The organism is Ideonella sp., from assembly GCF_041914305.1.
Taxonomy (GTDB): domain Bacteria; phylum Pseudomonadota; class Gammaproteobacteria; order Burkholderiales; family Burkholderiaceae_C; genus Ideonella.
In genome coordinates this window covers 163,476-187,840 of record NZ_JAYSDQ010000003.1, presented here as the reverse complement: position 1 = coordinate 187,840, position 24,365 = coordinate 163,476, and the positions used below count along the sequence as shown (strand labels likewise).

17 protein-coding genes are annotated in these 24,365 nt (G+C 69.6%); 4 read left to right on the top strand and 13 right to left on the bottom strand.

Features of this window, described 5'->3' with window-relative positions; all coding sequences use genetic code 11:
- Positions 1-55: 55 nt before the first annotated feature.
- The 7 genes from ACE3SG_RS05520 to ACE3SG_RS05490 all read right to left on the bottom strand — a co-directional run bounded on the left by ACE3SG_RS05520 (position 56) and on the right by ACE3SG_RS05490 (position 7,123).
- On the bottom strand, positions 56-247 hold the full coding sequence (locus ACE3SG_RS05520; protein WP_374563003.1) for a CsbD family protein: 192 nt from the start codon (positions 245-247) through the stop codon (positions 56-58).
- 134 nt (positions 248-381) lie between these two features.
- Positions 382-924: a CoxG family protein gene (locus tag ACE3SG_RS05515; RefSeq protein WP_374563002.1), complete on the bottom strand. Its 543-nt coding sequence runs from the start codon at positions 922-924 to the stop codon at positions 382-384.
- On the bottom strand, positions 915-2,168 hold the full coding sequence (locus ACE3SG_RS05510) for a VWA domain-containing protein (protein ID WP_374563001.1): 1,254 nt from the start codon (positions 2,166-2,168) through the stop codon (positions 915-917). Before ACE3SG_RS05510 ends, ACE3SG_RS05515 begins: the two co-directional genes overlap by 10 nt.
- Before the next feature lie 317 nt (positions 2,169-2,485).
- Complete coding sequence (locus ACE3SG_RS05505; protein ID WP_374563000.1) at positions 2,486-3,418, bottom strand: AAA family ATPase; 933 nt, start codon at positions 3,416-3,418, stop codon at positions 2,486-2,488.
- A 60-nt stretch (positions 3,419-3,478) separates the two neighbouring features.
- Positions 3,479-4,267 carry a xanthine dehydrogenase family protein subunit M gene (locus ACE3SG_RS05500; RefSeq protein ID WP_374562999.1) on the bottom strand — a complete coding sequence of 263 codons (789 nt, stop codon included), beginning with the start codon at positions 4,265-4,267 and terminating at the stop codon, positions 3,479-3,481.
- 23 nt (positions 4,268-4,290) lie between these two features.
- Positions 4,291-6,642, bottom strand: a complete 2,352-nt coding sequence (locus tag ACE3SG_RS05495) for a xanthine dehydrogenase family protein molybdopterin-binding subunit (RefSeq protein ID WP_374562997.1) — start codon at positions 6,640-6,642, stop codon at positions 4,291-4,293.
- A gap of 10 nt (positions 6,643-6,652) precedes the next feature.
- On the bottom strand, positions 6,653-7,123 hold the full coding sequence (locus ACE3SG_RS05490; protein WP_374562996.1) for a (2Fe-2S)-binding protein: 471 nt from the start codon (positions 7,121-7,123) through the stop codon (positions 6,653-6,655).
- A gap of 241 nt (positions 7,124-7,364) precedes the next feature.
- Here ACE3SG_RS05490 and ACE3SG_RS05485 point away from each other — a divergent pair, with 241 nt between their 5' ends.
- Positions 7,365-8,372 (top strand): XdhC family protein, encoded by a 1,008-nt coding sequence (locus ACE3SG_RS05485; protein WP_374562995.1) that lies wholly within the window; start codon positions 7,365-7,367, stop codon positions 8,370-8,372.
- On the opposite strand, the gene ACE3SG_RS05480 is transcribed toward ACE3SG_RS05485, so the two are convergent.
- Together ACE3SG_RS05480 and ACE3SG_RS05475 are read right to left on the bottom strand one after the other, a co-directional pair.
- On the bottom strand, positions 8,373-8,816 hold the full coding sequence (locus tag ACE3SG_RS05480; protein WP_374562994.1) for a hypothetical protein: 444 nt from the start codon (positions 8,814-8,816) through the stop codon (positions 8,373-8,375). It abuts the gene before it with no gap.
- 54 nt (positions 8,817-8,870) lie between these two features.
- Complete coding sequence (locus ACE3SG_RS05475) at positions 8,871-10,016, bottom strand: branched-chain amino acid ABC transporter permease (protein WP_374562993.1); 1,146 nt, start codon at positions 10,014-10,016, stop codon at positions 8,871-8,873.
- A 94-nt stretch (positions 10,017-10,110) separates the two neighbouring features.
- Between ACE3SG_RS05475 and ACE3SG_RS05470 the strand changes: the two genes are divergently transcribed.
- Positions 10,111-10,998, top strand: coding sequence for a LysR family transcriptional regulator (locus tag ACE3SG_RS05470; protein WP_374562992.1), 888 nt, complete (start codon positions 10,111-10,113; stop codon positions 10,996-10,998).
- Between the two features lie 28 nt (positions 10,999-11,026).
- On the opposite strand, the gene ACE3SG_RS05465 is transcribed toward ACE3SG_RS05470, so the two are convergent.
- A complete protein-coding gene (locus ACE3SG_RS05465) occupies positions 11,027-13,333 on the bottom strand; it encodes a heavy metal translocating P-type ATPase (RefSeq protein WP_374562991.1) in 2,307 nt (768 codons plus the stop codon).
- A gap of 62 nt (positions 13,334-13,395) precedes the next feature.
- Here ACE3SG_RS05465 and cadR point away from each other — a divergent pair, with 62 nt between their 5' ends.
- Entirely contained in the window at positions 13,396-13,851 is a 456-nt protein-coding gene (gene cadR, locus ACE3SG_RS05460) for a Cd(II)/Pb(II)-responsive transcriptional regulator (protein WP_374562990.1), read from the top strand.
- 46 nt (positions 13,852-13,897) lie between these two features.
- On the opposite strand, the gene ACE3SG_RS05455 is transcribed toward cadR, so the two are convergent.
- Positions 13,898-15,022 (bottom strand): substrate-binding domain-containing protein, encoded by a 1,125-nt coding sequence (locus ACE3SG_RS05455; protein WP_374562989.1) that lies wholly within the window; start codon positions 15,020-15,022, stop codon positions 13,898-13,900.
- Positions 15,023-15,081: 59 nt separating this feature from the next.
- A complete protein-coding gene (locus ACE3SG_RS05450) occupies positions 15,082-18,963 on the bottom strand; it encodes a PAS domain-containing protein (protein ID WP_374562988.1) in 3,882 nt (1,293 codons plus the stop codon).
- Between the two features lie 292 nt (positions 18,964-19,255).
- Here ACE3SG_RS05450 and ACE3SG_RS05445 point away from each other — a divergent pair, with 292 nt between their 5' ends.
- The gene (locus ACE3SG_RS05445) at positions 19,256-22,603 is read left to right on the top strand and encodes a S41 family peptidase (protein ID WP_374562987.1); all 3,348 of its coding nucleotides are present in this window, start codon (positions 19,256-19,258) and stop codon (positions 22,601-22,603) included.
- 111 nt (positions 22,604-22,714) lie between these two features.
- Here the strand turns inward: ACE3SG_RS05445 and ACE3SG_RS05440 are convergent, their stop codons facing one another.
- A complete protein-coding gene (locus ACE3SG_RS05440; protein ID WP_374562986.1) occupies positions 22,715-24,274 on the bottom strand; it encodes a methyl-accepting chemotaxis protein in 1,560 nt (519 codons plus the stop codon).
- Positions 24,275-24,365: the final 91 nt, after the last annotated feature.

Here is a 24,365-nt window from a genome sequence, read left to right as displayed (position 1 = left end):
GCCAAGCGCAAAAAGGCCGCGCCTCGGCGCGGCCTTTGAGGGTGTCAGCTCAGGCTCAGCCCTGGTTCTTGTCGGCGGCGTCCTTGATGCGCTCTTCGACATTGCCCAGCTGCTTTTGCGCCTTGCCGGCGATTTCGCGCGTGGTGCCTTGCACTTGTTGCTTCGGGCTGTCGATCAGCTCGCCGGTCTTGCGTTGGACCTTGCCGGCGGCTTCCTTGATGCTGCCCTTCACTTGGTTGCTGTTCATGTGTTTCACCTCTGTCGGTTGTTGCGATGACACGCAGTGCGCCAAGGCGCTGCGTTGGAAACCATCGTAGGCAGGCGGGGCGTCGGCCGCCATCCGACAGGGGCGCAGCCTTGTGTAGGCCGCGTCCGACCGGGTCAGCTTTTGAACAGCTTCTTGATCCACGCCACCAGGCGCGCGATCAGGCCGGCGGGCTCGGCCTCGGGCTGGGCTATGGCCTCGGGCCTGCCGTACTGGTCGATCAGCGCCTGGTTGAAATTGGCGAAGAAGTCGGTGGCCATCTTCTGCGCGGCCATGTCGACCAGGCGCGAGCCGATTTGCGCGATCTTGCCGCCCACGGTGGCGTGTGCGGTGTAGTGCAACACGGTCTCGTTGGGGCCATTGGGCTCCAGCCGCACGGTGGCGTGGCCCTTGCCGTGGCCGGCCTGGCCGCCCTGGCCTTCGAAGTGCAGCGTGTAGCTGTGGGGCGGTTGCAGGTCTTCGAGCCTGAGCTTGCCCTTGAAGCGCGCCTTCACCGGGCCGACCGCGGCCATGATGGCCACTTCGAACTGGTTGGGCCCATCGCCAGGCGTGATGGCCTCGCAGCCGGGGATCGCGGCTTGCAGCATCGCGGTGTCGTTCAACGCGCCCCACGCGATTTGCTGGGACACGGGCAGGGCTTGCTGGCTGGTCAGTTCCATTCGGGGTGGGCGGTGAAGGGAGGTGGCAGGCGCCGTGTGCCTGCCTGGGCGAGCACGGCGGCGAGTTGTTCGAGGCTGGCCAGGTTATGGGCGGGCAAGAAGAGATCGACGTGCGGCCGCATCGCGCGAATGCCGGCGGCCTTGGGCTCGAACGCAGCGTAGCGCAACAACGGGTTCAGCCACACCAACCGCCGGCAGCTCTTGGCCAGGCGCTCGGTTTCGAAGGCGAGCTGGGTGGTGTCGCCACGCTCCAGGCCGTCGGTCACCAGCAGCACGGTGGCGCGTCCACCGCCGAGCACGCGGCGCGCCCAGTGGCGGTTGAAGGCATGCAGGCTCTCGCTGATGCGCGTGCCGCCGGACCAGTCTTGCACCTGTCGCGCCACATCGGCAATCGCGATGTCGGGGTCGCGCTGGCGCAGCGAGCGGGTGATGGGCGTGAGGCGGGTGCCGAAGACGAAGCTGGCGACGCGCAGGTCGCTTTGGGCCAGCGCATGGGCAAAGTGCAGCAGCATGCGCGAGTAGCTGGTCATCGAGCCGGAGATGTCGGCCAGCACGACCAGCGGCGCCGGCTGCTCGCGCGGGCGGCGCCAGCGCAGCGCACCCGCGTCGCCCCCATGGCGGGCCATCGCGGCCAGGCTGGCGCGCCAGTCGATGTGGCCGGGGCGCGGGTCGCGCGCGAACCGGCGTGTGGGCAGCGGTGGCGTGAAGGTGGCGATGCGCATCACCAGGCGCTTGGCTTCGCGCCATTCGGCCGCGGTCAGCGACTCAAAATCGCGGTGGCGCAGCACCTCGCGCTCGCTGGCGGTGAAGGGCGCGTGGATCTCCACCGCGTCGGGTGGCTGCTGCGCGGCGGGTGGCGGCGGCGGCGCGCTGCCGGGCGGGAAGAGCGCGTCGGCCAGGCGGCGGTTTTCTTGCATGGGCAGCGGCGCGGTGCCGCCGTCGCGCGCATGCACCTTGGGCAGCAGCATCGCCATCATGCGGCCCAGCAGGTCGGGGTCGCGCCAGAAGAGTTCGAAGGCCTGGTCGAACAGCGCGCGGTGCTCGGCGCGGTCGATGAAGCAGGCGGCGAGGGCCGCCTTGAAATCGCGCCGGCTTTGAAGGGCCCCGGCGGCGAGGGCTTGCAGCGAGAGCTGAATGCGATCGGTGCCGACAGGCAGGCCGGCATCGCGCAGCACGCGGGCGAAGTGCAGCACGTTGTCGGCGAGGTGGCCGGGTAGGCTTGATGTGGACGTGGCCGCGAACACGTCGGCCTCAATGGGTGAGCCGGGCGCGAGCCCAAGCTGCCGGGCAACCGCCTCCGCGAATGTCCCCCGGGGCCGGGCCTGGCCCGGCCCCTCCTCCTAATATTTCGCTGCGGCGGTTGCCCGACAGCTTCGGCCACCTCGGTGGTTTGCCCTTCGTTGAACAGGCACGACGGTGCCCGATCAGGGCGGTGGGGTGCTCTGTGCAGCGAAATATTAGGAGGAGCTGACAGCCTGCGGCTGGCAGCGGGGGACATTCGCGGAACAGAGTGCCCCACCGCCCTGATCGAGCTCCCACCTCGGCCCAGAACGGCTTCATCTCATGCGTGCCCAGCGTTTCGCATCGCATCCTGCACCTCGGCCAACAACCGCGCCGCCTCGCCGCCTTGCATGCGGGCAATGTCGTCCTGGTACTTCAGGATGACGCCCAGTGTGTGCTGCACCGTCTGCGGGTCCAGCACCATGGCATCCAACGCCATCAGCGCGCGTGTCCATTCGATGGTCTCGGCCACGCCGGGCAGTTTGTAGAGGTCGATGCCACGCAGCTTCTGCACGAAAGCCACGATCTGAGCCGACAGCGCCTCGGGCGCGCCAGGCACGCGCCGCGCCAGGATCGCGCGCTCGCGCGCCGCATCCGGAAAGCCGACCCAGTGGTAGAGGCAACGGCGCTTCACCGCGTCGTGGATCTCGCGGGTGCGGTTCGACGTGATCACGACGATCGGCGGTTCGACGGCGCGCACGGTGCCGAGTTCGGGCACGGTGATCTGGAAGTCGGACAGCACCTCGAGCAAGAAGGCCTCGAAGGGTTCGTCGGCGCGGTCGAGTTCGTCGATCAGCAGCACCGGCGGCACCAGGTTGGCCGGGTCGATGGCCTGCAGCAGTGCGCGCTTGATCAGGAACCGCTCGCCGAACAACTCGTCGTCGAGCCGGCCGTGCGCGGCCGTGCCTTCGGCCTCGGCCACGCGGATCGCCATCATCTGCCGGGCGTAGTTCCATTCGTAGGCGGCACCGGCCAGGTCCAGCCCCTCGAAGCATTGCAGGCGGATCAGCGGCCGGCCCAGCATCGCGGCCAGCGTCTTGGCGATCTCGGTCTTGCCGGTGCCGGGCTCGCCTTCGAGAAACAGCGGGCGCTGCAGCTTCAATGCCAGGAAGACAGTGGTGGCCAACTCCCGCTCGGCCACGTAGTCGTGGGCCAGTAGCGCCTCGGCGGTGGCGTCGATCGAGGTTGGCAGGGGAGTGGGGTCCAGGCTCATGGGCGGTGCGAAAAGAAACGCCGCAGCGAGTGCGGCGTTTGGGGTCACGGCGCTGGGCCGTCAGCTGGCGGCCACCGCGCGGCCGGCCAACACCGGGATCAACGCGGCGCGGTATTCGCCGGTGCCGTGCAGGTCGGTCGTCATGTCGGCGGGCGGCACGAAGACACCGTTGCAAGAACCAGCGTCCCAGCTTGACTGCAGCTTGGTCTCCAGCGCATTGACGCGGAAGACGCAGGCCTTGGCGCCGGTGACGGCCACGCGGGTGCCGGCCGACCCCTTGCTGACGAAGACGCCGACGGTGGAAAAGCGCGACGCGGGTTGCTTGAACTTCTGCCAGCCGGCCTTCTCGGGCACCGGGAACTTGACTGCGGTGATGACCTCGCCATCTTTCAACGCGGTCTCGTACAGGCCGGTGAAGAAGTCGTCGGCCGTGATGCTGCGCTGGTTGGTCTGGATCGTCGCGCCCAGGCCCAGGGCCGCGGCGGGGTAGTCGGCCGCGGGGTCGTTGTTGGCCAGGCTGCCGCCGATGGTGCCGCGGTTGCGCACCTGCCGGTCGCCGATCTCGCTGGCCAGTTGGGCCAGCGCGGGGATGGCTTTCTGCACGTCTTTCGACGCGGCGACCTCGGCGTGCGTGGTCATCGCGCCGATCGTCACGGTGCCGCCGGCCACGGTGATGCCGCGCAACTCGGCGATCTTGCCCAGGTCGACCAGCGTCTCGGGCGCGGCCAGGCCGAGCTTCATCGCCGCGAGCAGCGACTGGCCGCCGGCCACGAGCTTGGCACCGCCGTGGGACGCGGCCTTGGCCGCGTCTGCCACCGAACCGGGGTTCTGATAAGCAAAGGCTTGCATGGTGTGTTCCTTTCCTTGTCAGTTCAACGGTTGTTCTTGATGGCTTGCCAGACGTTGTAGGGCGAGGCCGGCATCGGCACGTCCTTCACGCCCAGCGCATGGCAGATCGCGTTGATCAGCGCCGGCGGCGAGCCGATCGCGCCGGCCTCGCCGCAGCCCTTCACACCCAACGGGTTGTGGGTGCAGGGCGTGCCCTTGACCGTTTCGACCGTGAAGGTCGGCAGGTCGTCGGCGCGCGGCATCGCGTAGTCCATGTAGCTGCCGGTCAGCAGCTGGCCGGTCTCCTTGTCGTACACGCCGTTTTCGAGCAGCGCCTGGCCAATGCCTTGGGCCAGCCCGCCGTGCACCTGGCCCTCGACGATCATCGGGTTGACGACGTTGCCGAAGTCGTCGCAAGCGGTGAACTTGTCGATGCGCGTGGCGCCGGTGGCGGGGTCGACCTCAACCTCGCAGATGTAGGTGCCGGCGGGGTAGGTGAAGTTGCTGGGGTCGTAGAACGCGTTCTCGTTCAACCCCGGCTCCAGCTTGTCGTGCGGGAAGTTGTGCGGCACATAGGCCGTGAGCGCCACCGAGGCGAAAGGCACCGCCTTGTCGGTGCCGGCCACCTTGAACTGGCCGCCTTCGAACTCGATGTCGGTGTCGGCCGCCTCCAGCAGGTGGGCGGCGATCTTCTTGCCCTTGGCGATGACCTTGTCGAGCGCCTTGACGATCGCGGTGCCGCCCACGGCCAGCGAGCGCGAGCCGTAGGTGCCCATGCCGAACAACACCTTGCTGGTGTCGCCGTGCTCGATCTCGACGTCTTCGAGCGCGATGCCCAGCTTGTCGGCCACCACCTGCGCAAAGGTCGTCTCGTGGCCCTGGCCATGGCTGTGGCTGCCGGTGAAGACGGTGACCTTGCCGGTCGGGTGCACGCGCACCTCGCCGGCCTCGAACAGGCCCGCCCGCGCGCCCAGGGCGCCCGCCACGCTCGACGGCGCGATGCCGCAGGCCTCGATGTAGGCCGAGTAGCCGATGCCGCGTTTCAGGCCCTTGGCCTCGCTGGCCTTTTGCCGGGCCGGGAAGCCCTTGACGTCGGCCAGCTGCTCGGCGCGGTTCAGCGTTGCGTCGTAGTCGCCGATGTCATAAGTCAGGCCGACCGGGCTCGCGTAGGGGAACTCGTGGATGTAGTTCTTGCGCCGGATCTCGCCCGGGTCCATGCCCAGCTCGCGGGCGGCCGTCTCGACGATGCGCTCGACCACGTAGGTGGCCTCGGGCCGGCCGGCGCCGCGGTAGGCGTCCACCGGCGAGGTGTTGGTGAACACGGCCGTCACGGTGGCGCTGATCTTCGGCGTCGTGTACTGGCCGGCCAGCAGCGTGGCGTAGAGGATGGTCGGTACGCAGCTCGAGAAGGTCGACAAATAGGCGCCGAGGTTGGCCGTGGTGTCGACCTTCAGCGCGAGGAACTTGCCGTCCTTGTCGAGCGCCAGTTGCGCGGTGGTGGCGTGGTCGCGGCCGTGCGCGTCGGACAGGAACGATTCGCTGCGCTCGGCCGTCCACTTGATCGGCCGGTTGATGCGCTTGCTGGCCCAGACCAGCGCGGTCTCTTCGCCGTAGAGAAAGATCTTCGAGCCGAAGCCACCGCCCACATCGGGCGCGACGACGCGCATCTTGTGCTCGGGGATGCCGAGCACGAAGGCGCACATCAGCAGGCGCTCGACGTGCGGGTTCTGGTTGGCCACGTACAGCGTGTAGCTGTCGCCGGCGCGGTCGTACGACGCATTGGCCGCGCGCGGCTCGATCGCGTTCGGGATCAGCCGGTTGTTGCGGAAGGTCAGCGTGGTGACGTGGGCCGCGCTCTTGATCGCCGCCTCGGTGCCCGCGGCGTCGCCGATGTGCCATTGGTAGCAGCGGTTGTCGGGCGACTCGGTGTGCAGCGCCGCCTGGGCGCTTTGCGCCTCGGTCGGGTCGACGACGGCCGGCAGCTCGTCGAAGGTCACGTCGATCAGCTGGGCGGCTTGCTTCGCCTGCTCCAGCGTCTCGGCGACGACCAGGGCGATGCGGTCGCCCACGTAGCGCACCTTGCCATCGGCCAGGATCGGGTGCTTGGGCTCCTTCATCGGCGTGCCGTCGATCGAGTTGATCAACCAGCCGCAGGGCAGGCCGCCCACATCTTTGAAGTGCTCGCCGGTGAACACGCCCAGCACGCCAGGCGCGGCCTTCGCGGCCTCGGTGTCGACCTTCTTCAGCGTCGCGTGCGCATAGGGCGAGCGCAGGAAATAACCGTAGGTCTGGCCCGGCAACGTGATGTCGTCGGTGTAGCGGCCGGTGCCGGTCAGGAAGCGGGCGTCCTCGCGGCGCTTGACGCTCTGGCCAACGAAACCTTGACGTGCGTTCATGGTGTGCTCCTCAAGGCTTCATCGAAGCGGCGCCTTGGCGCACCGCCTTGACGATGTTCTGGTAGCCGGTGCAGCGGCAGAAGTTGCCGTCCAGCCCCTCGCGCACCTCCTGGTCGGTGCTGCACGCGTGGTGCTTCACCAGGTCGACCGCGCTCATCACCATGCCCGGGGTGCAGAAGCCGCATTGCAGGCCGTGGCACTCGTTGAAGGCGGCCTGCATCGGGTGCAGCGTGCCGTCGGCGGCGGCCAGGCCTTCGATGGTGGTCAGCTCGTGCCCGGCGGCTTGCACGGCGAGCATGTTGCAGCTCTTCACGGCGCGGCCGTCGATGTGCACGGTGCAGGCGCCGCATTGCGCGGTGTCGCAGCCGACATGGGTGCCGGTGAGCTGAAGCCCCTCCCGGATGAACTGCACGAGCAGGGTGGAAGGCTCGACGTCGCGCGTCAATTCGCGCCCGTTGACCTTCAGCGTCAGCATGGTCATGTCGTCTCCTTTGACAAGCATCCAGGAAAGAACGCCGGACTGCGGACGCCCCCGGGTGCGCTGCATCTTAGGCAGCCGGAGCGCCGCTGGCTGGTGCCACAAACACCTACCACTGTCCTGCAAGGGATGGGGCGGGGCATCAGGGTTTCACCCGGGTGTGTTCCAGAACGGAGCAACTGGGGCGTGGGCTTGGGGAATCCGCTGCGCTGCACGGGCAACGCAGATCCGCCACACTGGCGCCATGGACAACGTCGATCTGAACATCCTGCGCCAGGTGGTGGCGTGGCGCGAATCCGGCCACCGCGTGGTCATGGGCACGGTCACCCGCACCTGGGGCTCGGCGCCGCGGCCGGTGGGCTCGGTGGTGGCGGTGCGCGACGACGGCGCGATCGCCGGCTCGGTCTCGGGCGGCTGCATCGAAGACGACCTGATCGAGCGCACCAAGGCCCGCGTGATGCTCGCCACCGCCCCGGATGTCGTTCGCTACGGCGTCTCGGGCGACGAGGCCGCGCGCTTCGGCCTGCCTTGCGGCGGCACGCTCGAACTGGTGCTCGAACCGCTGGCCGACCACAGCCAGATCGAGCCGCTGCTGAAGCTGCTGCAGGCCGGCGAGCAGGTGCGGCGCGAGTTGGTGCTGGCCACCGGCGTGGTCACGCTGAGCGAGCCCGAAGGCGCCGACGTGGTGGTGCTGGACGAGACCCGGCTGGTGACGACGCACGGCCCGAACTGGCGCCTGCTGATCGTCGGCGCGGGGCAGATGACGCACTACCTGGCGCAGATGGCGCAGGCGCTGGACTACCAGGTGACGGTGTGCGACCCGCGCGACGAATACACCCCGGCCGAGCCGCTGCCCGGCGTGCGCTATGTGCGCGACATGCCCGACGACGCGGTGCAGGCGCTCAAGCCCGACCCGCACACCGCCGTGATCGCGCTGACCCACGACCCCAAGCTGGACGACCTGGCGCTGATGGAGGCGCTGCACTCGACCGCGTTCTACATCGGCGCCATTGGCTCTCGCGTGAACCAGGCCAAGCGCAAGCAGCGGCTGGCCGAACACTTCGGCCTCGACGAGCCGACGCTGGCCAAGCTGCACGGGCCGGTCGGCATCAAGAACGGCGCGCGCACGCCGCCCGAGATCGCGGTCAGCATCCTGGCCGAGCTGACGGCCGTGCGCTATGGCTGGCGGATCCCGGAGCCGGTGTTCCTCGGCGACGGGCACGCGGCGCCGGAAGCCGGCTGCGCCGTCTGATCAGTCCAGCGTGGCCGCGTCGGCGAACGAGTCGGTGATCTCGCCGTCGGTCGCCACCAGCACGATCGCGTCGGTCAGCGGCAGCTTGTCGAACGAGCCGTGGAAGACGAAAGCCTGGGTCTTGTTGAAGTAGACCTGGTACGAGCCGCCGCTGGTGCCGATGCGCACCGCCCTCAGCGCATGGATGATCTTGCCGGTCTGGCCGATCGGCTCTTTCATGCAGGTTTCGAGGGCCTGCACCTCGGTGTCGGCGAGCCGAACGTGGCGAACGCTGGCCAACCTGGGCGCGACGGTGGCTTTGCACGCCTCGCTCAACTCGATGGCGGGCTCGGGCTCACCGCCGAGAAAGTCTTGCGGCGCGGTGATCGGGCGGCGCCAGTTGGCGTCGGCCGCGGCGAGCGCAGGCAGCAACAGAAGCAGACAGGCAGTGGGCAGGCGCCTCATGGGGGCTCCTTCGAGAGGCGGGCGGGTCGGCCGGCGGCCGACGCGTGAGCCGCATCATTGCGGAGATCTCGGCGGCTGTAAACGATAGGCCGGCAGGCCCGCACGCTGCCGAGGGTGTCCGGCCGGCCGTCGAGGCGCGGCGCCATGCTCCGGCGCGGGCCACAGGCCCCGGGGCCGCAGCAGCATCGTGCCGATCATCGTCAGCGCGATCAGCAAGGGGCGCAGCATGCCCGCGTCGAGCCGGCCGTCGGTCATGCTTTGAAGCGGCCCGGCCACGTAGCGCAGCACCTCCGGCAACGCCGTCAGCAGCACCGCGCCGAGGACCACACCCGGGATGTGGCCCAGCCCGCCGAACACCACCATCGCGACGATGAAGGTCGACTCCTGCAGGCTGAACGCCTCGGGCGACACGAAGCCTTGAAAGGCCGCGAACATCGCGCCGGCCACGCCGCCGAAGCTTGCGCCGATGCCGAAGGCCAGCAGCTTCAGGCGCCGGGTGTCGAGGCCCATCGCTTCGGCGGCGACCTCGTCGTCGCGGATCGCCATCCAGGCGCGGCCGATGCGCGAGCGCTCCAGGCGGTGGCAGACGACCACCGTGGCCACCGTCAGCGCGAGGAAGAGGTAGTAGTACAGCGTGACCGGAGCGAGGTGAAGGCCGCCGATGGCCAGCGGCTGGCCCAGGTCCACCCCCAGCAGGTGCATCGGGTCGATCGGGCCCACGCCCTGCGCGCCGTTGGTGATGTTGACGGGCGCGCCGCCCAGGTTGTTGATCAGGATCCGCACGACCTCGCCGAAGCCCAGCGTCACGATGGCCAGGTAGTCGCCGCGCAGCTTGAGCGTGGGCGCCCCCAACACCATGCCGAGCACGGCGGCCAGCACGGCTGCGAGCGGGATCACCAGCCACCACGGCGTGTGCAGGCCGGTGGGAAACACCGCGCCGATCGCCGCGAAGTTCTCGCTCAGGTGCGGCGAGTTCAACAGCGCGAACAGGTAGGCGCCGATGGCGTAGAAGGCCACGTAACCCAGGTCCAGCAGGCCGGCGCAGCCGACCACCACGTTCATGCCCAGCGCCAGCATCAGGTACAGCAGGCAGGTGTCGACCGAGCGCACCCAGTGCGTGCCGCCGGCCTGCAGCAGCAGCGGCAGCAACAACAGCGCGGCGATGCCGGCGGCCCGGGCGGTCTTGCTTGGCGGAATCATCAACCAAGGCTATTCGAGCCTGAATGAATCGGAAACAGCCTCAGAATCCGTTCATTGCGGAATGATTCGCTTCAATTGAGATCGATCTATGGCGATGGACAAGCTCAGCGGCCTGCTGGCCTTCGTGAAAACGGCCGACCTGGGCAGCTTCGTCGCGGCGGGGCGGGCGCTGGAGATCTCGGCCTCGGCGGTTGGCAAGGCGGTGGCGCGGCTGGAGCACGAGGTCGGCGTGCGGCTGCTGCACCGCAGCACCCGCCGTGTCCAACTGACCGACGAGGGCCGGCTGTTCCACGAGCGCTGCCGGCGCGTGCTCGACGACCTCGACGACGCGCAGGCGATGCTGGTGCACACGCGGCAAGCGCCGCGGGGCCGGCTGCGCGTCAGCGCGCCGATCGTCGGCCACCACTTCCTGATGCCGCTGATCCCCGACTTTCTGGCCCGCTACCCCGAGGTCGAGCTCGACATCAACTTCACCGACCGCAGCGTCGACCTGATCGAAGAGTCGATCGACATCGCGATCCGCAGCGGCGACCTGCCCGACTCGCGCCTGGTCTCGCGGCCATTGCAGCCGTTTCGGCTGTTGCTGTGTGCCTCACCCGCCTACCTGGCGCGGCACGGCACGCCGACGCAGGTGGGTGAGTTGCAGGGCCACGCGTCGATCCGCTTTCGGCACCCGAACACCGGCAAGCTGCTCGACTGGCCGATGCTGCAGGCCACACCCGACATCGACGCCCGGCTGCGAACCGTGCTCGCCTGCAACAACATCGAGGCGGTGCTCAGCGCCACGCGGCGCGGCCTGGGCATCGCCTGCCTACCGGACTTTCTGGTTGGCGACGCGCTGGCCGAGGGCCAACTGGTGAGCCTGCTCGACCAGCAACTCAGCGCCGGCGGCCGGTTCAACGCGCTGTGGCCATCGAGCCGGCAGCTCTCGCCGAAAGTGCGGGCCTTCGTCGACCACCTGGGCCAGCACTTGGCGGGTTAGGGCGGCGATGGCAGCGCGGGTCGGGCGCTCACCGCCGGGCCGCGCGCAGCAGCCGCAGGCCGTTGCCCACGACCAGCAGGCTGGCGCCCATGTCGGCGAACACAGCCATCCACATCGTGGCCGAGCCGAACACCGCCAGCACGAAGAACACCGCCTTGATGCCGAGTGCCAGCGTGATGTTCTGCAGCAGCACCGCATGTGTCTGGCGCGACAGTCGCACCGTGTCGGCGATGCGGTGCAGGTCGTCGTTCATCACCACCACGTCGGCGGTTTCCATCGCGATGTCGGTGCCGGCGCCACCCATCGCGATGCCGATGTCGGCCTGCGCCAGCGCCGGGGCGTCGTTGATGCCGTCGCCGGCCATCGCGGTGGGGCCGTGCCGCGCCTGCATCGCCTGGATGGCGCCCAGCTTCTCTTCGGGCAGCAGGTTGCCCTGCACCTCGTCGATGCCGGCTTGGCGCGCGATCGCCTCGGCCGTCAGCTGGTTGTCCCCGGTCAGCATCACCGGGGTGATGCCGAGCGAGCGCAGGTCGCCCACCGCGGCCTGGGAGGTGGCCTTGATCTTGTCGGCCACCGCGAACACCGCCAGCACGCCGGCATCCGACGCCAGCAGGCTGACCGTCTGGCCGGCCTTCTCGTGTGCTTGCAGCGTGGCCTCCAGCGTTGGCGAGCATTGCCCGCGCTCGTGCACCAGCCGGTGGTTGCCGAGCACGTAGACGGTGCCGTCGATCTCGCCTTGCACGCCGCGGCCACCCAGCGCCACGAAGCCCCTGGGCTCGACGGTGGTGGGCGTGAGGCCGCCGGCGATCGCCTTGGAGACCGGGTGGTCCGAGTGGCCCGCCAGCGCGGCGGCGAGCCGCTCGGCCTGCGCCTGGTCTTGCGCTGGGTCGAGCATCGACCAGCTGACGAGGCTGGGCTGGCCTTCGGTGATGGTGCCGGTCTTGTCGAAGGCCACCGCCTTGAGCTGGCGCGCCAGTTCCAGGTACGCACCGCCCTTGATCAGGATCCCGCGTCGCGCGGCGGCCGCCAGGCCACTGACCACGGTGACCGGGGTCGAGATCACCAGCGCGCAGGGGCAGGCGATCACCAGCAGCACCAGCGCCTTGTAGGCCGCGGCCGTGAAGCTCCAGCCCAGCGCCAGCGGCCCGAGCAGCGCCACCGCCAGCGCCATCACGAACACCGCGGGGGTGTAGATCGCCGCAAAGCGGTCGACGAAGCGTTGGGTCGGCGCCCGGTTGCCTTGCGCCTGTTCGACCGCGTGGATGATGCGCGACAGCGTCGAGTTCGTCGCCAGCGCGGTCACCCGCACCGACAGCGTGCCGCTTTCGTTGATGGTGCCGGCGAAGACCGGGTCGCCCACGGCCTTGTCGACCGGAATGCTCTCGCCGGTGACCGGCGCCTGGTTGACGGCCGAGCTGCCCTCGACCACCACGCCGTCCAGCGGCACCCGCTCGCCCGGGCGCACGCGCACCGTGGCGTCGACCTGCACCTGGGCGGCCGGCATGGCTTGCCACGAGCCGTCGGCCTGGCGCACGGCGGCCTCTTCGGGCGCCATCGCCAGCAGGCCGGTGATCGCATGGCGGGCGCGGTCGACGGCCCGGGCCTCGATCAGCTCGGCGATCGAGTACAGCGCCATCACCATCGCTGCCTCGGGCCACTGGCCGAGCACGAACGCGCCGGCCACCGCCACGCTCATCAGCGCGTTGATGTTCAGGCGCAGGTGTCGCAGGGCGGTCAGGCCTTTCTTGAACACGCCCAGGCCGGCCAGCGCGATCGCCGCGGCGGCCAGCGCCATGCCCAGCGGCGCGACCCACGCGCCGGTCCATGGGGCCAGCGCGAGCAACTCGGCCGCGGCGGCCAGGGCCAGCGCTGCCACTAGCCGCGGCAGGCCACCGGCCGTGGCGTCGTGGTCGTCGGCCTGCGCGCTGCCTGCGGGCGCCTGCGGCCACGGCGTGGCGTCGAAGCCGGCGTGGCGGATGGCCGCCGCCGCCTGCTCGGCCACCACCGGCTCGGCGTCGATCGCCAGGCTGCGTTCGGCCAGCCGAAAGCGCAGGCCCCGGATGCCGGCGATCGGCTCCAGCGCACGGCGGATCTCGGCCTCTTCGACCGCGCAGTCCATCGCCGGGATGCGCAAGCGCAGGCCGGTGAAACCCGACGGCAACGGCGCCTCGGCGCGGGGTGCCGCGTGGTCGTCGGCGCCGCAGCTGCCGCAGCTGGCTGCAGGGGCCGGCGAGGCATGTGCATGGTCGTGGCCGTGGTCGTCGTCATGACCGTGGTGATCGTGGTGCGCATGACCGCGGTCGCCGCCCTGATGCTGGTGCTTCATGACCGCCATTCAAAACCCTGTAGCGGGTGTAGAGTCAAGCGCGACACCTTCCGTGTCGAGGGGGCTTGTCGATGCGCATCGGTGAACTGGCCCGGGCCAGCGGAACACCCATCGAGACCATCCGCTTCTACGAGCGAGAGGGCCTGCTGCCCGCGCCCGCGCGAACCGAGGGCAATTACCGCATCTATGCTGCCGCCCACGCCGAGCGGCTGGGCTTCATCCGCCATTGCCGCAACCTGGACATGACCCTGGACGAGGTGCGCGCGCTGCTGCGGTTCAGGGATTCGCCGCAGGCGGACTGCGGCGAAGTGAACCTGCTGCTGGACGAGCACATCGAACACGTGGCCCGGCGCATCCGCGAGCTGAAAGCGCTGGAAAAAGAGCTGCGCACCTTGCGCGCACGCTGCACCGCGCCGCATGCGATCGCCGAGTGCGGCATCTTGCAGGGCATCGACGGGGCGGCCGGCAAGGTCGCCAAGGCCAAGGCCAAGACCTCGGCCGCCAAGCACGTGCGCGGGGCGCACTGACCGCTTTCGCGGGGCGCACTGACCCCTTCATTCACATGCCGGCGGATCAGCGGCTCACAGCGGCGGCCTTGGCCTTGGCCGCGCGGTAGTGCCACCACGGCAGCGCACGGGTCAGCGACAGCACCTCGCCCGGGCCCTCGGCGCTGTCGTAGCCGGGCAGGGTGCCCAGCGCCTGGCGCCACGCCGGCGCGGCCAGCGCTTCGCGCAGCTTCACGACGCCGGGGTGCGCCAGTGCGTCTTTCAGGCAGACAAGGAAGTAGTCTTCCTGCACCAGCGGCACGAAGCCCAGGCCATAGGCGCGGGCCGCGGCCTCGACACCCAGCCCCGCATCGGCCCCGCCGCTGGCCACCGCCGCGGCCACCGCGTTGTGGCTGTCTTCGGGCGCGCCGGTGTGCAGGCTCGTGGGGGCCAGCTTGTGCTGCGCCAGCAGGTGCTCGGTCAGCAGCCGGGTGCCCGAGCCGGGTTGGCGGTCGACGAAACGCAGCTTCAGCGCCACCGCGTCGGCCAGGCTGCGCAGGCCGAGCGGGTTGCCGGCCGCCACGATCAGGCCCTGGCTGCGTCGGCTGCAACCGATCAGCTTGTGCCGCCCCGGCTTGAGCAGCGGCTTCAGCGCCTGCGCAAACAGGTGCCGGCTGTCGGCCAGCGGCGGCACGTGAAAGCCCGCCACCTGGCAGCGGCCCTCGGCCAGGGCACGCAGCGCGTCCATGCTGCCGGCAAAGCGCAGGTCGATGTGCAGCCGCTGCGCGGCGCTCGCTTGTTCACGCAGCAGCGGCAGCGCCAGGTCGTGGCTGGCGTAGACGGTGAGCACCTGCTGGCTGCCGTCCAGGGCCTCGGCGACGACGCGCTCCAGCTCGGCGCGCAAGGCCTCGATGTGCGGCGTCAGGCGGGCGCGGGCGCGCGCCTCGGCCCACAGCAGGCGCTCGGCAAACGGCGTCAGGCGCGCCGGCTGGCCGCGCACCCAATGCACCAGCGGCTCGCCCAGCACACCCTCCCAGCGCTTGAGCGCGCCCCACACATGGCGGTAAGACGCGCCGGTGGCCCGCGCCGCATGCTGGATCGAGCCCTGCTCGTGCACGGCGGTGAGCAGGTCGAACAGTGGGTTGTCCAGCGCCGCGCCACGCTGGCCCTGGGCCTCGAAGCTGTATTGAAGGTGAACGCCGCGCGACTGCATGCCTGGATAACCGTGCCCCGTTCACCGCAGTGTACGAAGCCGGTGGCCGGCGGCGGGCCCTAACTGACCCGGTCGCTGCTGAGGCGGGCATCGAGCAGGCCGGCCAGGCGCAGCAGCTCGTCGTGCAGCGCCTGGGCCTGGGGCCGCAGCGTGGCCGGGTCGTGCCCGGCTTGCAGTTGCTGCTCCAGCGCCTGGGTCTGCCGGGCCAGGGCCTCGGCGCCGATGGCGCTGCAGGCGCCGCGCAGTGAATGGCACAGCGCGCGCCATGGCTCGGCATCGGGGGCGGGCTCGCCCAGCAGGCCCGGCACACCGTGCCGATAGGCCTTGACGAAGCTGGCGAGCACGCGCTCGAGCGCCACCGGGCTGCCGCCCAGGTTGTCCAGCGCCTGGGGCAGGTTGAGCGCGGGCACCGAGGCCAGCCGCTCGACGATCGGGCGCAGCGCCTGCGGGGCCGGGCGCGCGGCCGCCCGCTGCCAGATCGGCACCGTGGTGGGCGCCTGTTCGGGCCGCGGCGCCCGCTCGGGCAGCCAGCGCAACAGCGTGGTGTACAGCCCGGCCGGGTCGACGGGCTTGGCCACGTGGTCGTTCATGCCGGCTTGCAGGCAGGCGCTGCGGTCTTCGCCGAAGGCGTTGGCGGTCATCGCGATGATCGGCAGGCCGGGCCCCAGGCGGCGGCGGATCGCCCGCGTGGCGGCCAGGCCGTCCATCACCGGCATCTGCATGTCCATCAGGATCAGGTCGTAGGCGCGGGTGCTGGCCAGCTCGACCGCGCGCCGCCCGTCGGACGCGGTCTCGACCGCCAGGCCGACCCGGTCGAGCAGCTCGCCGCCCACCTCCTGGTTGATCGCGTTGTCTTCGACCAGCAGCACGCGCTGGCCGGCGTGATGCCGGCGCAGCAGGGCTTCGCTCTCGGCCATCGGCGATGGCAAGGCCAGATCCCCCGCGGGCTCTTGCGCCTCGTCGAGCCAGATGGTGATCCAGAAGGTGCTGCCGACACCCGGCTCGCTGTGCACGCCGGCCTCGCCGCCCATCATCGCGGCCAGGTGGCGTGTCAGCGCCAGGCCCAGGCCGGTGCCGCCGTGGCGGCGGGCGATCGAGCTGTCGGCCTGCTCGAAGGCGTTGAACAGCGCGGCCTGGCGGTCGGGGGCGATGCCTTCGCCGGTGTCCTGCACCTCGAAGCGCAGCTGCGCGCGCTGGGCTTGCCGCAGCAGCACCTGGCCGCTCAGGCGCACCCAGCCGTGCTGGGTGAACTTGACCGCGTTCGACAGCAGGTTCAGCAGCGCCTGCGACAGCCGGGTCGGGTCGCCGCGCAGGCGCGCGGGCAGCTGGCCGGTGTCCAGCGTCAGCGCCAGGCCCTTCTCGCGGGCGCGTTCGGCCACCAGCTCGGCCGTCTGCTCCAGCAGCGTGGCCAGGCCGAAGTCGGTCAGCTCCAGGCTCATCTTGCCGGCCTCGATCTTCGACAGGTCGAGGATGTCGTTGATCACCTGCAGCAGGTGCTTGGCCGCGTGGTCCACCTTGCCCAGGCGTTCTTGCTGCACCACGTCGCGCGTTTCGTGCGACATCAGGTGGGTCAGGCCGATGATCGCGTTCATCGGCGTGCGGATCTCGTGGCTCATGTTGGCCAGGAACGCGCTCTTGGCGCGGCTGGCCGCCTCGGCCTCGTTGCGCGAGCGTTGCAGCTCGGCATTGGCGCTGCGCAACTCGGTCTCGGCGCGCTTGAGCGCGGTGATGTCGAAGGCCATCACGCACACGCCCAGCACCTGGCCCGGCGTGGCCTCGTCGGGCAGGTAGTGCACTTGGTGGACGACGGTCTCGCCGCTGGCGGTGGTCTGCTCGCGCTCGAAGTGCTGGGCCTCGCCGCGCAGGGCGGCCAGCAGGCGCGGCCGGTTGCGCTGGCGGTACTCGGGGCCGAAGATTTCGGCGTCGGTGTGGCCCAGCACCTCGTCGGCCGACCGGCCGAACCACTCGAGAAAACCGCGGTTGGCAAAGCGGCAGCGCAGCTCGCGGTCCCAATAGGCCACGCGGCCGGGTAGCGTGTCGGTCAGCGTGCGGTTGAAACGGGCCAGCCCCTCGAGCCGCTCGACCGCCTCTTGCAGCTCGCGCGTGCGTGCGGCCACCACCTCTTCCAGCTCGTCGCGGTGGCGGGCGATCGCGTCGTCTTGCTGCTTGCGCTTGGTGACGTCGAAGAACGAGGTGACCACCGCCATCAGCGCGCCGGTGTCGGGGCTCAGCACCGGCAGGGCGCTGACCTCGAACCAGGTCTTGGCGCCGCTGGGGCTGACCGTGTGCAGCAGCACGCCCTGTTGCGCCGGCTGGCCGCTCAGCACGCGGCCGGGCGGCGTTTCTTCGGGCGGCATCGGCGTGCCGTCGGCGCGCAGCGGCGTCCAGCCGGGCGCCACCACCGAGCGGCCCTGCCAGTCGCGCTGCAACGCCCCCACGATGCGCTCGGCCGCCGGGTTGCAGCTGATGACCGCGCCCTGCGGGTCGCACACCAGCACGCCTTCGTTCAGCACCGAGACGACCGTGCGGTAGTGGGCCTCGCTGTCGCGCAGCGCACGCTCGGCCTGGCGTGCGGTGGTCATGTCGCGCGACACGCCGAACACGCCGATGCGCTGGCCGTCGGCACCGAACAGCGGGCCGCGGGTGCACAGCTTGACACGCTCGCCATTCGGGCCGGGCAGGCGCTCGTCGAACACCTGCGGCGTGCCGGCGCGCCAGGCCGCCTGGTCGTGCGCGGCCATCTCGTCGGCCCAGGCCGGGCCGAACAGGGCCGCATCGTCTTGGCCGATCACCTCGTCGGCCCGCTTGCCGAATTCGACGCAGGCGGCGCGGTTGACGAACACGTAGCGGCCCTGCAGATCCTTCGCGAAGATGGCCTCGGACGAACTCTTCGCGATCGCCTCGAGCAGACCCAGCGCCTCGATGCGCGCCTCCTGCTGCGCCCGGTCGTGGTGGGCCAGCCGCAGCGCCTGGCGCTGCGTCCACAGCCGGCTGGTCAGGCCCAGGCCGAACAGCGACAGGGCCGCGGTGGCCAGCGTCCACCAGGTGATGCGCCAGGCCGGCGCCTCGACCTCGCTGACATCGATCTTCGAGACCAGCCACCAGTCGGTGCCGCGGATCGCGCGCACCGTGGCCAGCACCGGCACGCCGCGGTAGTCGAGCGCGCGCATGACCTGGCCGACACCGACCTCGGCCCGCCTCACGCGGGCCACGGCGAGCGACGAGGTGGCCACCGGCTGGGTCAGTTGACCGGCGCTGTCAGGCCGGCCGCGCACGTCGTTGAGGTTGACGGCCAGCGCGCCGTCGATGCGCCACAGCACCGATTCGCCGCTGGTGCTGGGCACCGGCCAGGTCGTCAGCATCGGGAACAGCGCGCGGCGCGGGTCGATCCGCAGCACGATCGCGCCCGGTGGCGCCGCGCCGGCGTCTTGCAGCGGCACGACGACGTCGAAGCGCAGCGGCATGGGCGAGCCGTCTTCGCGGTACACGCTGGTGTGCGACGGCGTGCCGCTGGCCAGCGCGGCGCGCAACGCGGCGCCCAGCTCGGGGCTGCTGCCGTTGGCCTGTGGGTGCTCGCTGGCGATCACGCGGGCCTGCCCGTCGACGATCAGCACGCTGTCTTCGTCGTTGGCGCGGCGAAAGTCGATCGCCCGCGCCAGCAGGCGCTGGCCGGCATCGGCGTCGTGATGGGTGGTCCAGCGCTGGTACAGCTCGCCCACCGCCGGGCCGGTGGACAGGAACCGGGCCAGCGTCATCTGCCGCTGCACCCATGCCTCGACCTGCGTGGCGCGCAGCTCGGCCAGCGCGTGCAGCTGGGCGTCGGCCTGCCGGCCCTCGGCATCGAACTCGCGCCAGATCACCGCGCCGGCGGCGACCGTCATCGCGACCGCAAAGGCGATCAGCGGCGGCCACCCCCACTGCAGTGGCGAACTGCGCTTCACGGCGCGTGGCGTGAAAACGGTTCTTGGCACCAGCCTTCCCTGGGCACCCGGTCTGTGCGGGCGTCTGCGGTGATTGTGCGCCGGGGCTTCAATCCATGCACCCTGCCGTGGGCTTGCGCGGCGCCCGAGCAACGGTCGATGGCGCACCGAACCTCGGGTTCACCCGGGGGTGGGGCGCCGGGGCACTGGCGGTTCATCCCCGCGAAGGCGCATTTCGTCGGACCGGGGTCTATTCCATCCTCGCCGTGAGGCATATTGGCGCCCTTCGAAATCCGGCGCTCCCTCAAGAACCATGCAACGACGACTGACCCCCTGCCGCCTGGCGGCGCTGATGCTCACCACGGCCCTGGCCACGCAGGCGCAGGCCGCGGCCGCCCCGCTGGGCCCCTTGAAGGACCCGCTGTGGCTGCGCTACTCGGCCATCTCGCCCAGCGGGCAGGAGATTGCCTTTGCCTTCCAGGGCAACCTGTTCGTCGTGCCCGCGGGCGGCGGCGTGGCCAGGCTGCTGGTCGGCAATGGCCACCACAGCTTCTCGCCGGTCTGGTCGGCCGATGGCCGCAGCATCGCCTATGCGAGCGACACGCACGGCAATTTCGACGTCTTCGTGGTCGATGCGGCCGGTGGCCCATCGCGCCGCTTGACGACGCATTCGGCCGGCGAGGTGCCGCTGTCGTTCACGCCGGACGGCAAAGAGGTGCTGTTCAGGGCATCGCGCATGGATGCGCGCACCAACGTGCAGTTTCCCAGCGGCCTGATGAGCGAGCTCTACAAGGTCTCGGTCGACGGTGGCAAGCGGCCGACGCAGGTCTTGACCACGCCGGCGATGGCGGGTCAGTTCAACAGCGCCGGCACGCAGTTCGTCTATGAAGACGTGAAGGGCTACGAAAACGCGTGGCGCAAGCATCACGTTTCGCCGGTGGCGCGCGACATCTGGCTGTATGACGCCAAGACCGGCCAGCACCGCCAGCTCAGCAACTTCGGCGGTGAAGACCGCAACCCGGTCTGGGCGCCGGACGATCAGTCGGTCTACTTCCTGAGCGAAAAGAGCGGTTCGTTCAACGTCTGGAAGATGCCGCTGAACCAGCCCGAGGCGGCGACCCAGGTCACCCAGTTCACGAAGAACCCGGTGCGCTTTCTGAGCATCGCCAAGAACGGCACGCTGAGCTTCGGCTACGACGGCGAGCTGTACACGCTGGCGCCCGGCGCCACCGAGCCGAGGAAGGTGGCGGTGCAGATCGCGGCCGACACCCGCGTCGACCGGATCGAGAACGTCAAGCTCAGCGAAGGCGCGACCGAGATCGCCGTCAGCCCCGACGGGCAGGAGGTGGCCTTCATCGTGCGCGGCGAGGTCTTCGTCGCGTCGACCGAATTCGGCGACACCCGCCGCATCACCGACACGCCGGCCCAAGAGCGCTCGCTCAGCTTCAGCCCTGACGGCCGCCGCCTGGTGTTTGCCGGCGAGCGCGACGGGTCGTGGAACCTCTACGAAGCCCACCTGCCGGGCAAGAAGAAGGACACGCCTTACTTCTTCAGCGCCTCGAACGTGCAGGTCAAGACGCTGCTGAAGAACGGCAAAGAGAACTTCCAGCCCCGCTACTCGCCCGACGGCAAGGAGGTGGCGTTCCTCGAAGGCCGCACCACGCTGAAGGTGCTCAACATCGCCAGCGGCAAGCTGCGCGAGGTGTTGCCGGGCAACATGAACTACTCGTACGCCGACGGCGACCAGTGGTTCGACTGGTCGCCCGACGGCAAGTCACTGCTGGTCAACTTCGTCGACCACAACCGCTGGAGCAACGAGGTCGGCCTGATCGACGCGCAAGGCAAGGGCCCGCTGCTGAACCTGACCAAGAGCGGCTACGAAGACGTGCACCCGCTGTTCACCCACGGCGGCAAGGCCATGCTCTGGTACAGCGACCGCATGGGCCTGCACGGCACCGGCGGCGCGGCGCAGCTGGACCTGTTCGCGATGTTCTTCACCCAGGAGGCGTTCGACCGCTTCAACCTGGAGAAGAGCGAGTTCGCGCTGCTGAAGAAGCAGGAAGAAGACAAGGACGAGAAGAAAGACGGCGACAAGAAGGACGACAAGGCCAAGCCCGACGACAAGAAGAAGGGCAAGGACGATGACGAAGACGTCATCAAGCTGCCCGAGCCGGTCAAGGTCGAGCGCGAGGGCCTGGAAGACCGCGTCGTGCGCCTGACGCCGAACTCGGGCCCGTTGCGCGCTGCGGCGACGACGCCCGACGGCGAAACGCTGTTCTACCTCGTGCAGACGGCCGAGGCCTATGAGCTGTGGTCGCTCAAGCCGCGCCAGAAGGCGGTCAAGAAGGTGGCCGAGTTCCCGGCCGGCAAGGCCGAGCGCGGCGAGCCCGACGGTGTCGACATCCAGCTCGACGCGAAGGGCGAGAACGGCTTCGTGCTCGTCAGCGGCAGCATCAAGAAGTTCAAGGTGCCCAAGGAAGAAGGCGAGGTCAAGGCCGAGCCGATGGAGTTCAGCGCCGAGATGCGGCTGGACCGCGTGGCCGAGCGGCAAGAGATGTTCGAGCACATCTGGCGCCAGACGCGCGAGAAGCTCTACGTGGCCGACATGGGCGGCGTCGACTGGGGCTACTACCGCAAGGTGTATGAACGCCAGCTGCCGTTCATTGCCGACAACCACGACTTCGCCGAGGCGATGAGCGAGATGCTGGGCGAGCTGAACGTGTCGCACACCGGCTCGGGCTACCGCCCGCACCCGAAAGACGCCGACGCCACCGCCGCATTGGGCGCGTTCTACGACGAGGCCTACACCGGCGCCGGCCTGAAGATCGCCGAGGTGATCGAAGGCGGGCCGCTGGTCAATGCCAAGGTCTCGCTGAAGGCTGGCATGGTGATCGAGAAGATCGACGGCGTGGCCATCGCGGCCGGCGCCGAGGTCGACTCGCTGCTGAACCAGAAGGCCGGCAAGCGCATCGAGCTGAGCGTGTTCGACCCGGCGAAGAACAAGCGCTTCGAGCAGGTCGTCAAGCCGATCGCGCTGCCCGAGCAGAACGAGCTGCTCTACAAGCGCTGGGTCAAGACCGAGCGCGAGATGGTCGAGAAGCTGTCGAACGGCCGCCTGGGCTACGTGCACGTGCGCGGCATGGACGACGACAGCTACCGCGACGTGTTCTCCGAGGTGCTGGGCCGCCACAGCGGCAAAGAGGCGCTGATCGTCGACACCCGCTTCAACGGCGGCGGCAACCTGCACGACGAGCTGGCCACCTTCCTGTCGGGCAAGCAGTACCTCGAGTTCCTGCCGCGCGGCCAGCAGCTGGGCTGGGAGCCGACCGGCAAGTGGGTCAAGCCGTCGATCGTGCTGATGAGCGAGAGCAACTACTCCGACGCCCACCTGTTCCCGTGGACCTACCGCAAGCTGGGCATCGGCAAGCTGCTGGGTATGCCGGTGGCCGGCACCGGCACGGCCGTGTGGTGGGAGACGCTGCAAGACAGCACGCTGTACTTCGGCATCCCCGAGGTCGGCTTCCGCGACGCGAAGGGCGAGTTCATGGAGAAGGCGCTGATCGAGCCGGACATCAAGGTGCCGCACGACCCGGCGTTGCTGGCCACCGGCCGCGACCTGCAGACCGAAGCGGCCGTCAACGAGCTGCTGAAGAAGCGCTGAACCTTCAGGCTTCGTCAAGCAGAAGGGCACCCGCGAGGGTGCCCTTTTTCGTGGGGTGGCGCTCAGGGCGACGCTGAACAGGTCCCCGCGAGGGACTTGTTCGGCGTTGCCTTAGGCCGCGAGCTTGAACACTGCCACCATCTCGGCCAGCCTGCCGGCCTGCACCTTCAGGCTGTCGGCGGCGGCGGCGCTTTCTTCCACCAGCGCGGCGTTCTGCTGCGTCACGGTGTCGAGCTGGGTCACGGCCAGGCCGATCTGGCCGATGCCGCTGCTCTGCTCGAGGCTCGAGCTGCTGATCTCGCTGATCAGGTCGCTCACATGCTTGACCTGGTTGACGATGTCGTCCATCGTCTGGCCGGCATCGGCGACCAGCCGGGTGCCGTTTTCCACCTTCTCGACGCTTTCGCCGATCAGGGTCTTGATCTCCTTGGCGGCCTGGGCGCTGCGCTGGGCCAGCGAGCGCACCTCGCCGGCCACCACCGCGAAGCCGCGGCCCTGCTCGCCGGCGCGTGCCGCCTCGACGGCGGCGTTCAACGCCAGGATATTCGTCTGGAACGCGATGCCGTCGATCACGCCGATGATGTCGGCGATCTTCTTCGAGCTGGCGCTGATGTCGTCCATCGTCTGCACGACCTGGCCGACCATCGTGCCGCCCTGGGCGGCCACGGTCGAGGCGCTGGTGGCCAGCTGGGTGGCCTGGCGCGCGGTGTCGGCGTTGTGCTTGACGGTGGCCGTCAGCTCTTCCATCGACGCGGCGGTCTGCTGCAGGTTGCTGGCCTGTTCTTCGGTGCGCTGGCTCAGGTCGGCGTTGCCGTTGGCGATCTGCGTCGAGCCGGTGGCGATCGATTCGCTGGCATGGCGCACTCGGCCCACGATGTCGACCAAGCTGGTGTTCATGCGCTGCAGCGCGGCCAGCAACTGGCCGGGCTCGTCGCGGTAGCGGGCTTCGATGCGTGAGCTCAGGTCGCCGGCGGCCACGGTCTCGGCCACCGTCACGGCCTGCTTCAGGGGCCCGGTGATCGAGCGGGTGACGAACCAGCAGCTGACGGCGGCCAGCAGCATGCCGACAGCCGCCAGCGCGATCTGGATCGACGCGCTGCGGCCCCGCACTTCATCCACATGGCCGACGACGGCCTCGGCACGCTTCATCGCACGCTCGTTGACCGCATCGACGGCCTTCTCCATGCCGTGCACCGCTTCCTTGAACTTGCCCAGCGCGGTGTTGGCGTCCTGGGTCGAGGCGATCTGGCCGCCCTCGATGCCGGCCACGGTCGATTCGAAGCCCGCCGCGTAAGCCTTGAACGACTCGCCAATGCGCGCCACGTCCTGCTTGTCCTCGTCGGCCAGTTGCAGTGCGCCGATGGCCGTGAGCATGGCCTGCAGCTTGGCGCCCGCGTCCTTCCACTTCTTCACATAACCGCTGCGCTTGTCGGCATCGGCCAGGTTGATGAACGCGTCTTTCTCGAAGCGGCGCTCTTGCAGCACCAGGATCTGCAGGTCGGCCGCATGCTGGGCCAGGACCACGTCTTGCTCCAGCGTTTGCTTGGTCATGCTGAACAGCGAGTTCAAGCCCCACATGCCCGTGCCGACCATCGCCGCCATCATCAACAGCACGCCGCCGAGCACCAGGCTCAGCCGCGTACCGATCTTCATGTTCAAAAGAAAACCCATTTCTGTCTCCGACTGTTGGACGCGGGCATCAGGGTCAACCCGCACAGCCTCGTTTATCGGATATCAAGCCAAGCCACGAGAGGCGGAAAAG

Excerpts from the sequence above, each read along its gene's own strand:
- cadR (WP_374562990.1), top strand. The coding sequence starts at position 13,396 with ATGCGCATCGGTGAACTGGCCCGGGCCAGCGGAACACCCATCGAGACC.
- ACE3SG_RS05480 (WP_374562994.1), bottom strand. The coding sequence starts at position 8,816 with ATGAGGCGCCTGCCCACTGCCTGTCTGCTTCTGTTGCTGCCTGCGCTC.
- ACE3SG_RS05485 (WP_374562995.1), top strand. The coding sequence starts at position 7,365 with ATGGACAACGTCGATCTGAACATCCTGCGCCAGGTGGTGGCGTGGCGC.
- ACE3SG_RS05470 (WP_374562992.1), top strand. The coding sequence starts at position 10,111 with ATGGACAAGCTCAGCGGCCTGCTGGCCTTCGTGAAAACGGCCGACCTG.
- ACE3SG_RS05445 (WP_374562987.1), top strand. The coding sequence starts at position 19,256 with ATGCAACGACGACTGACCCCCTGCCGCCTGGCGGCGCTGATGCTCACC.
- ACE3SG_RS05440 (WP_374562986.1), bottom strand. The coding sequence starts at position 24,274 with ATGGGTTTTCTTTTGAACATGAAGATCGGTACGCGGCTGAGCCTGGTG.
- ACE3SG_RS05495 (WP_374562997.1), bottom strand. The coding sequence starts at position 6,642 with ATGAACGCACGTCAAGGTTTCGTTGGCCAGAGCGTCAAGCGCCGCGAG.
- ACE3SG_RS05505 (WP_374563000.1), bottom strand. The coding sequence starts at position 3,418 with ATGAGCCTGGACCCCACTCCCCTGCCAACCTCGATCGACGCCACCGCC.
- ACE3SG_RS05490 (WP_374562996.1), bottom strand. The coding sequence starts at position 7,123 with ATGACCATGCTGACGCTGAAGGTCAACGGGCGCGAATTGACGCGCGAC.
- ACE3SG_RS05465 (WP_374562991.1), bottom strand. The coding sequence starts at position 13,333 with ATGGCGGTCATGAAGCACCAGCATCAGGGCGGCGACCGCGGTCATGCG.
- ACE3SG_RS05475 (WP_374562993.1), bottom strand. The coding sequence starts at position 10,016 with ATGATTCCGCCAAGCAAGACCGCCCGGGCCGCCGGCATCGCCGCGCTG.
- ACE3SG_RS05515 (WP_374563002.1), bottom strand. The coding sequence starts at position 924 with ATGGAACTGACCAGCCAGCAAGCCCTGCCCGTGTCCCAGCAAATCGCG.
- ACE3SG_RS05500 (WP_374562999.1), bottom strand. The coding sequence starts at position 4,267 with ATGCAAGCCTTTGCTTATCAGAACCCCGGTTCGGTGGCAGACGCGGCC.
- ACE3SG_RS05520 (WP_374563003.1), bottom strand. The coding sequence starts at position 247 with ATGAACAGCAACCAAGTGAAGGGCAGCATCAAGGAAGCCGCCGGCAAG.
- ACE3SG_RS05455 (WP_374562989.1), bottom strand. The coding sequence starts at position 15,022 with ATGCAGTCGCGCGGCGTTCACCTTCAATACAGCTTCGAGGCCCAGGGC.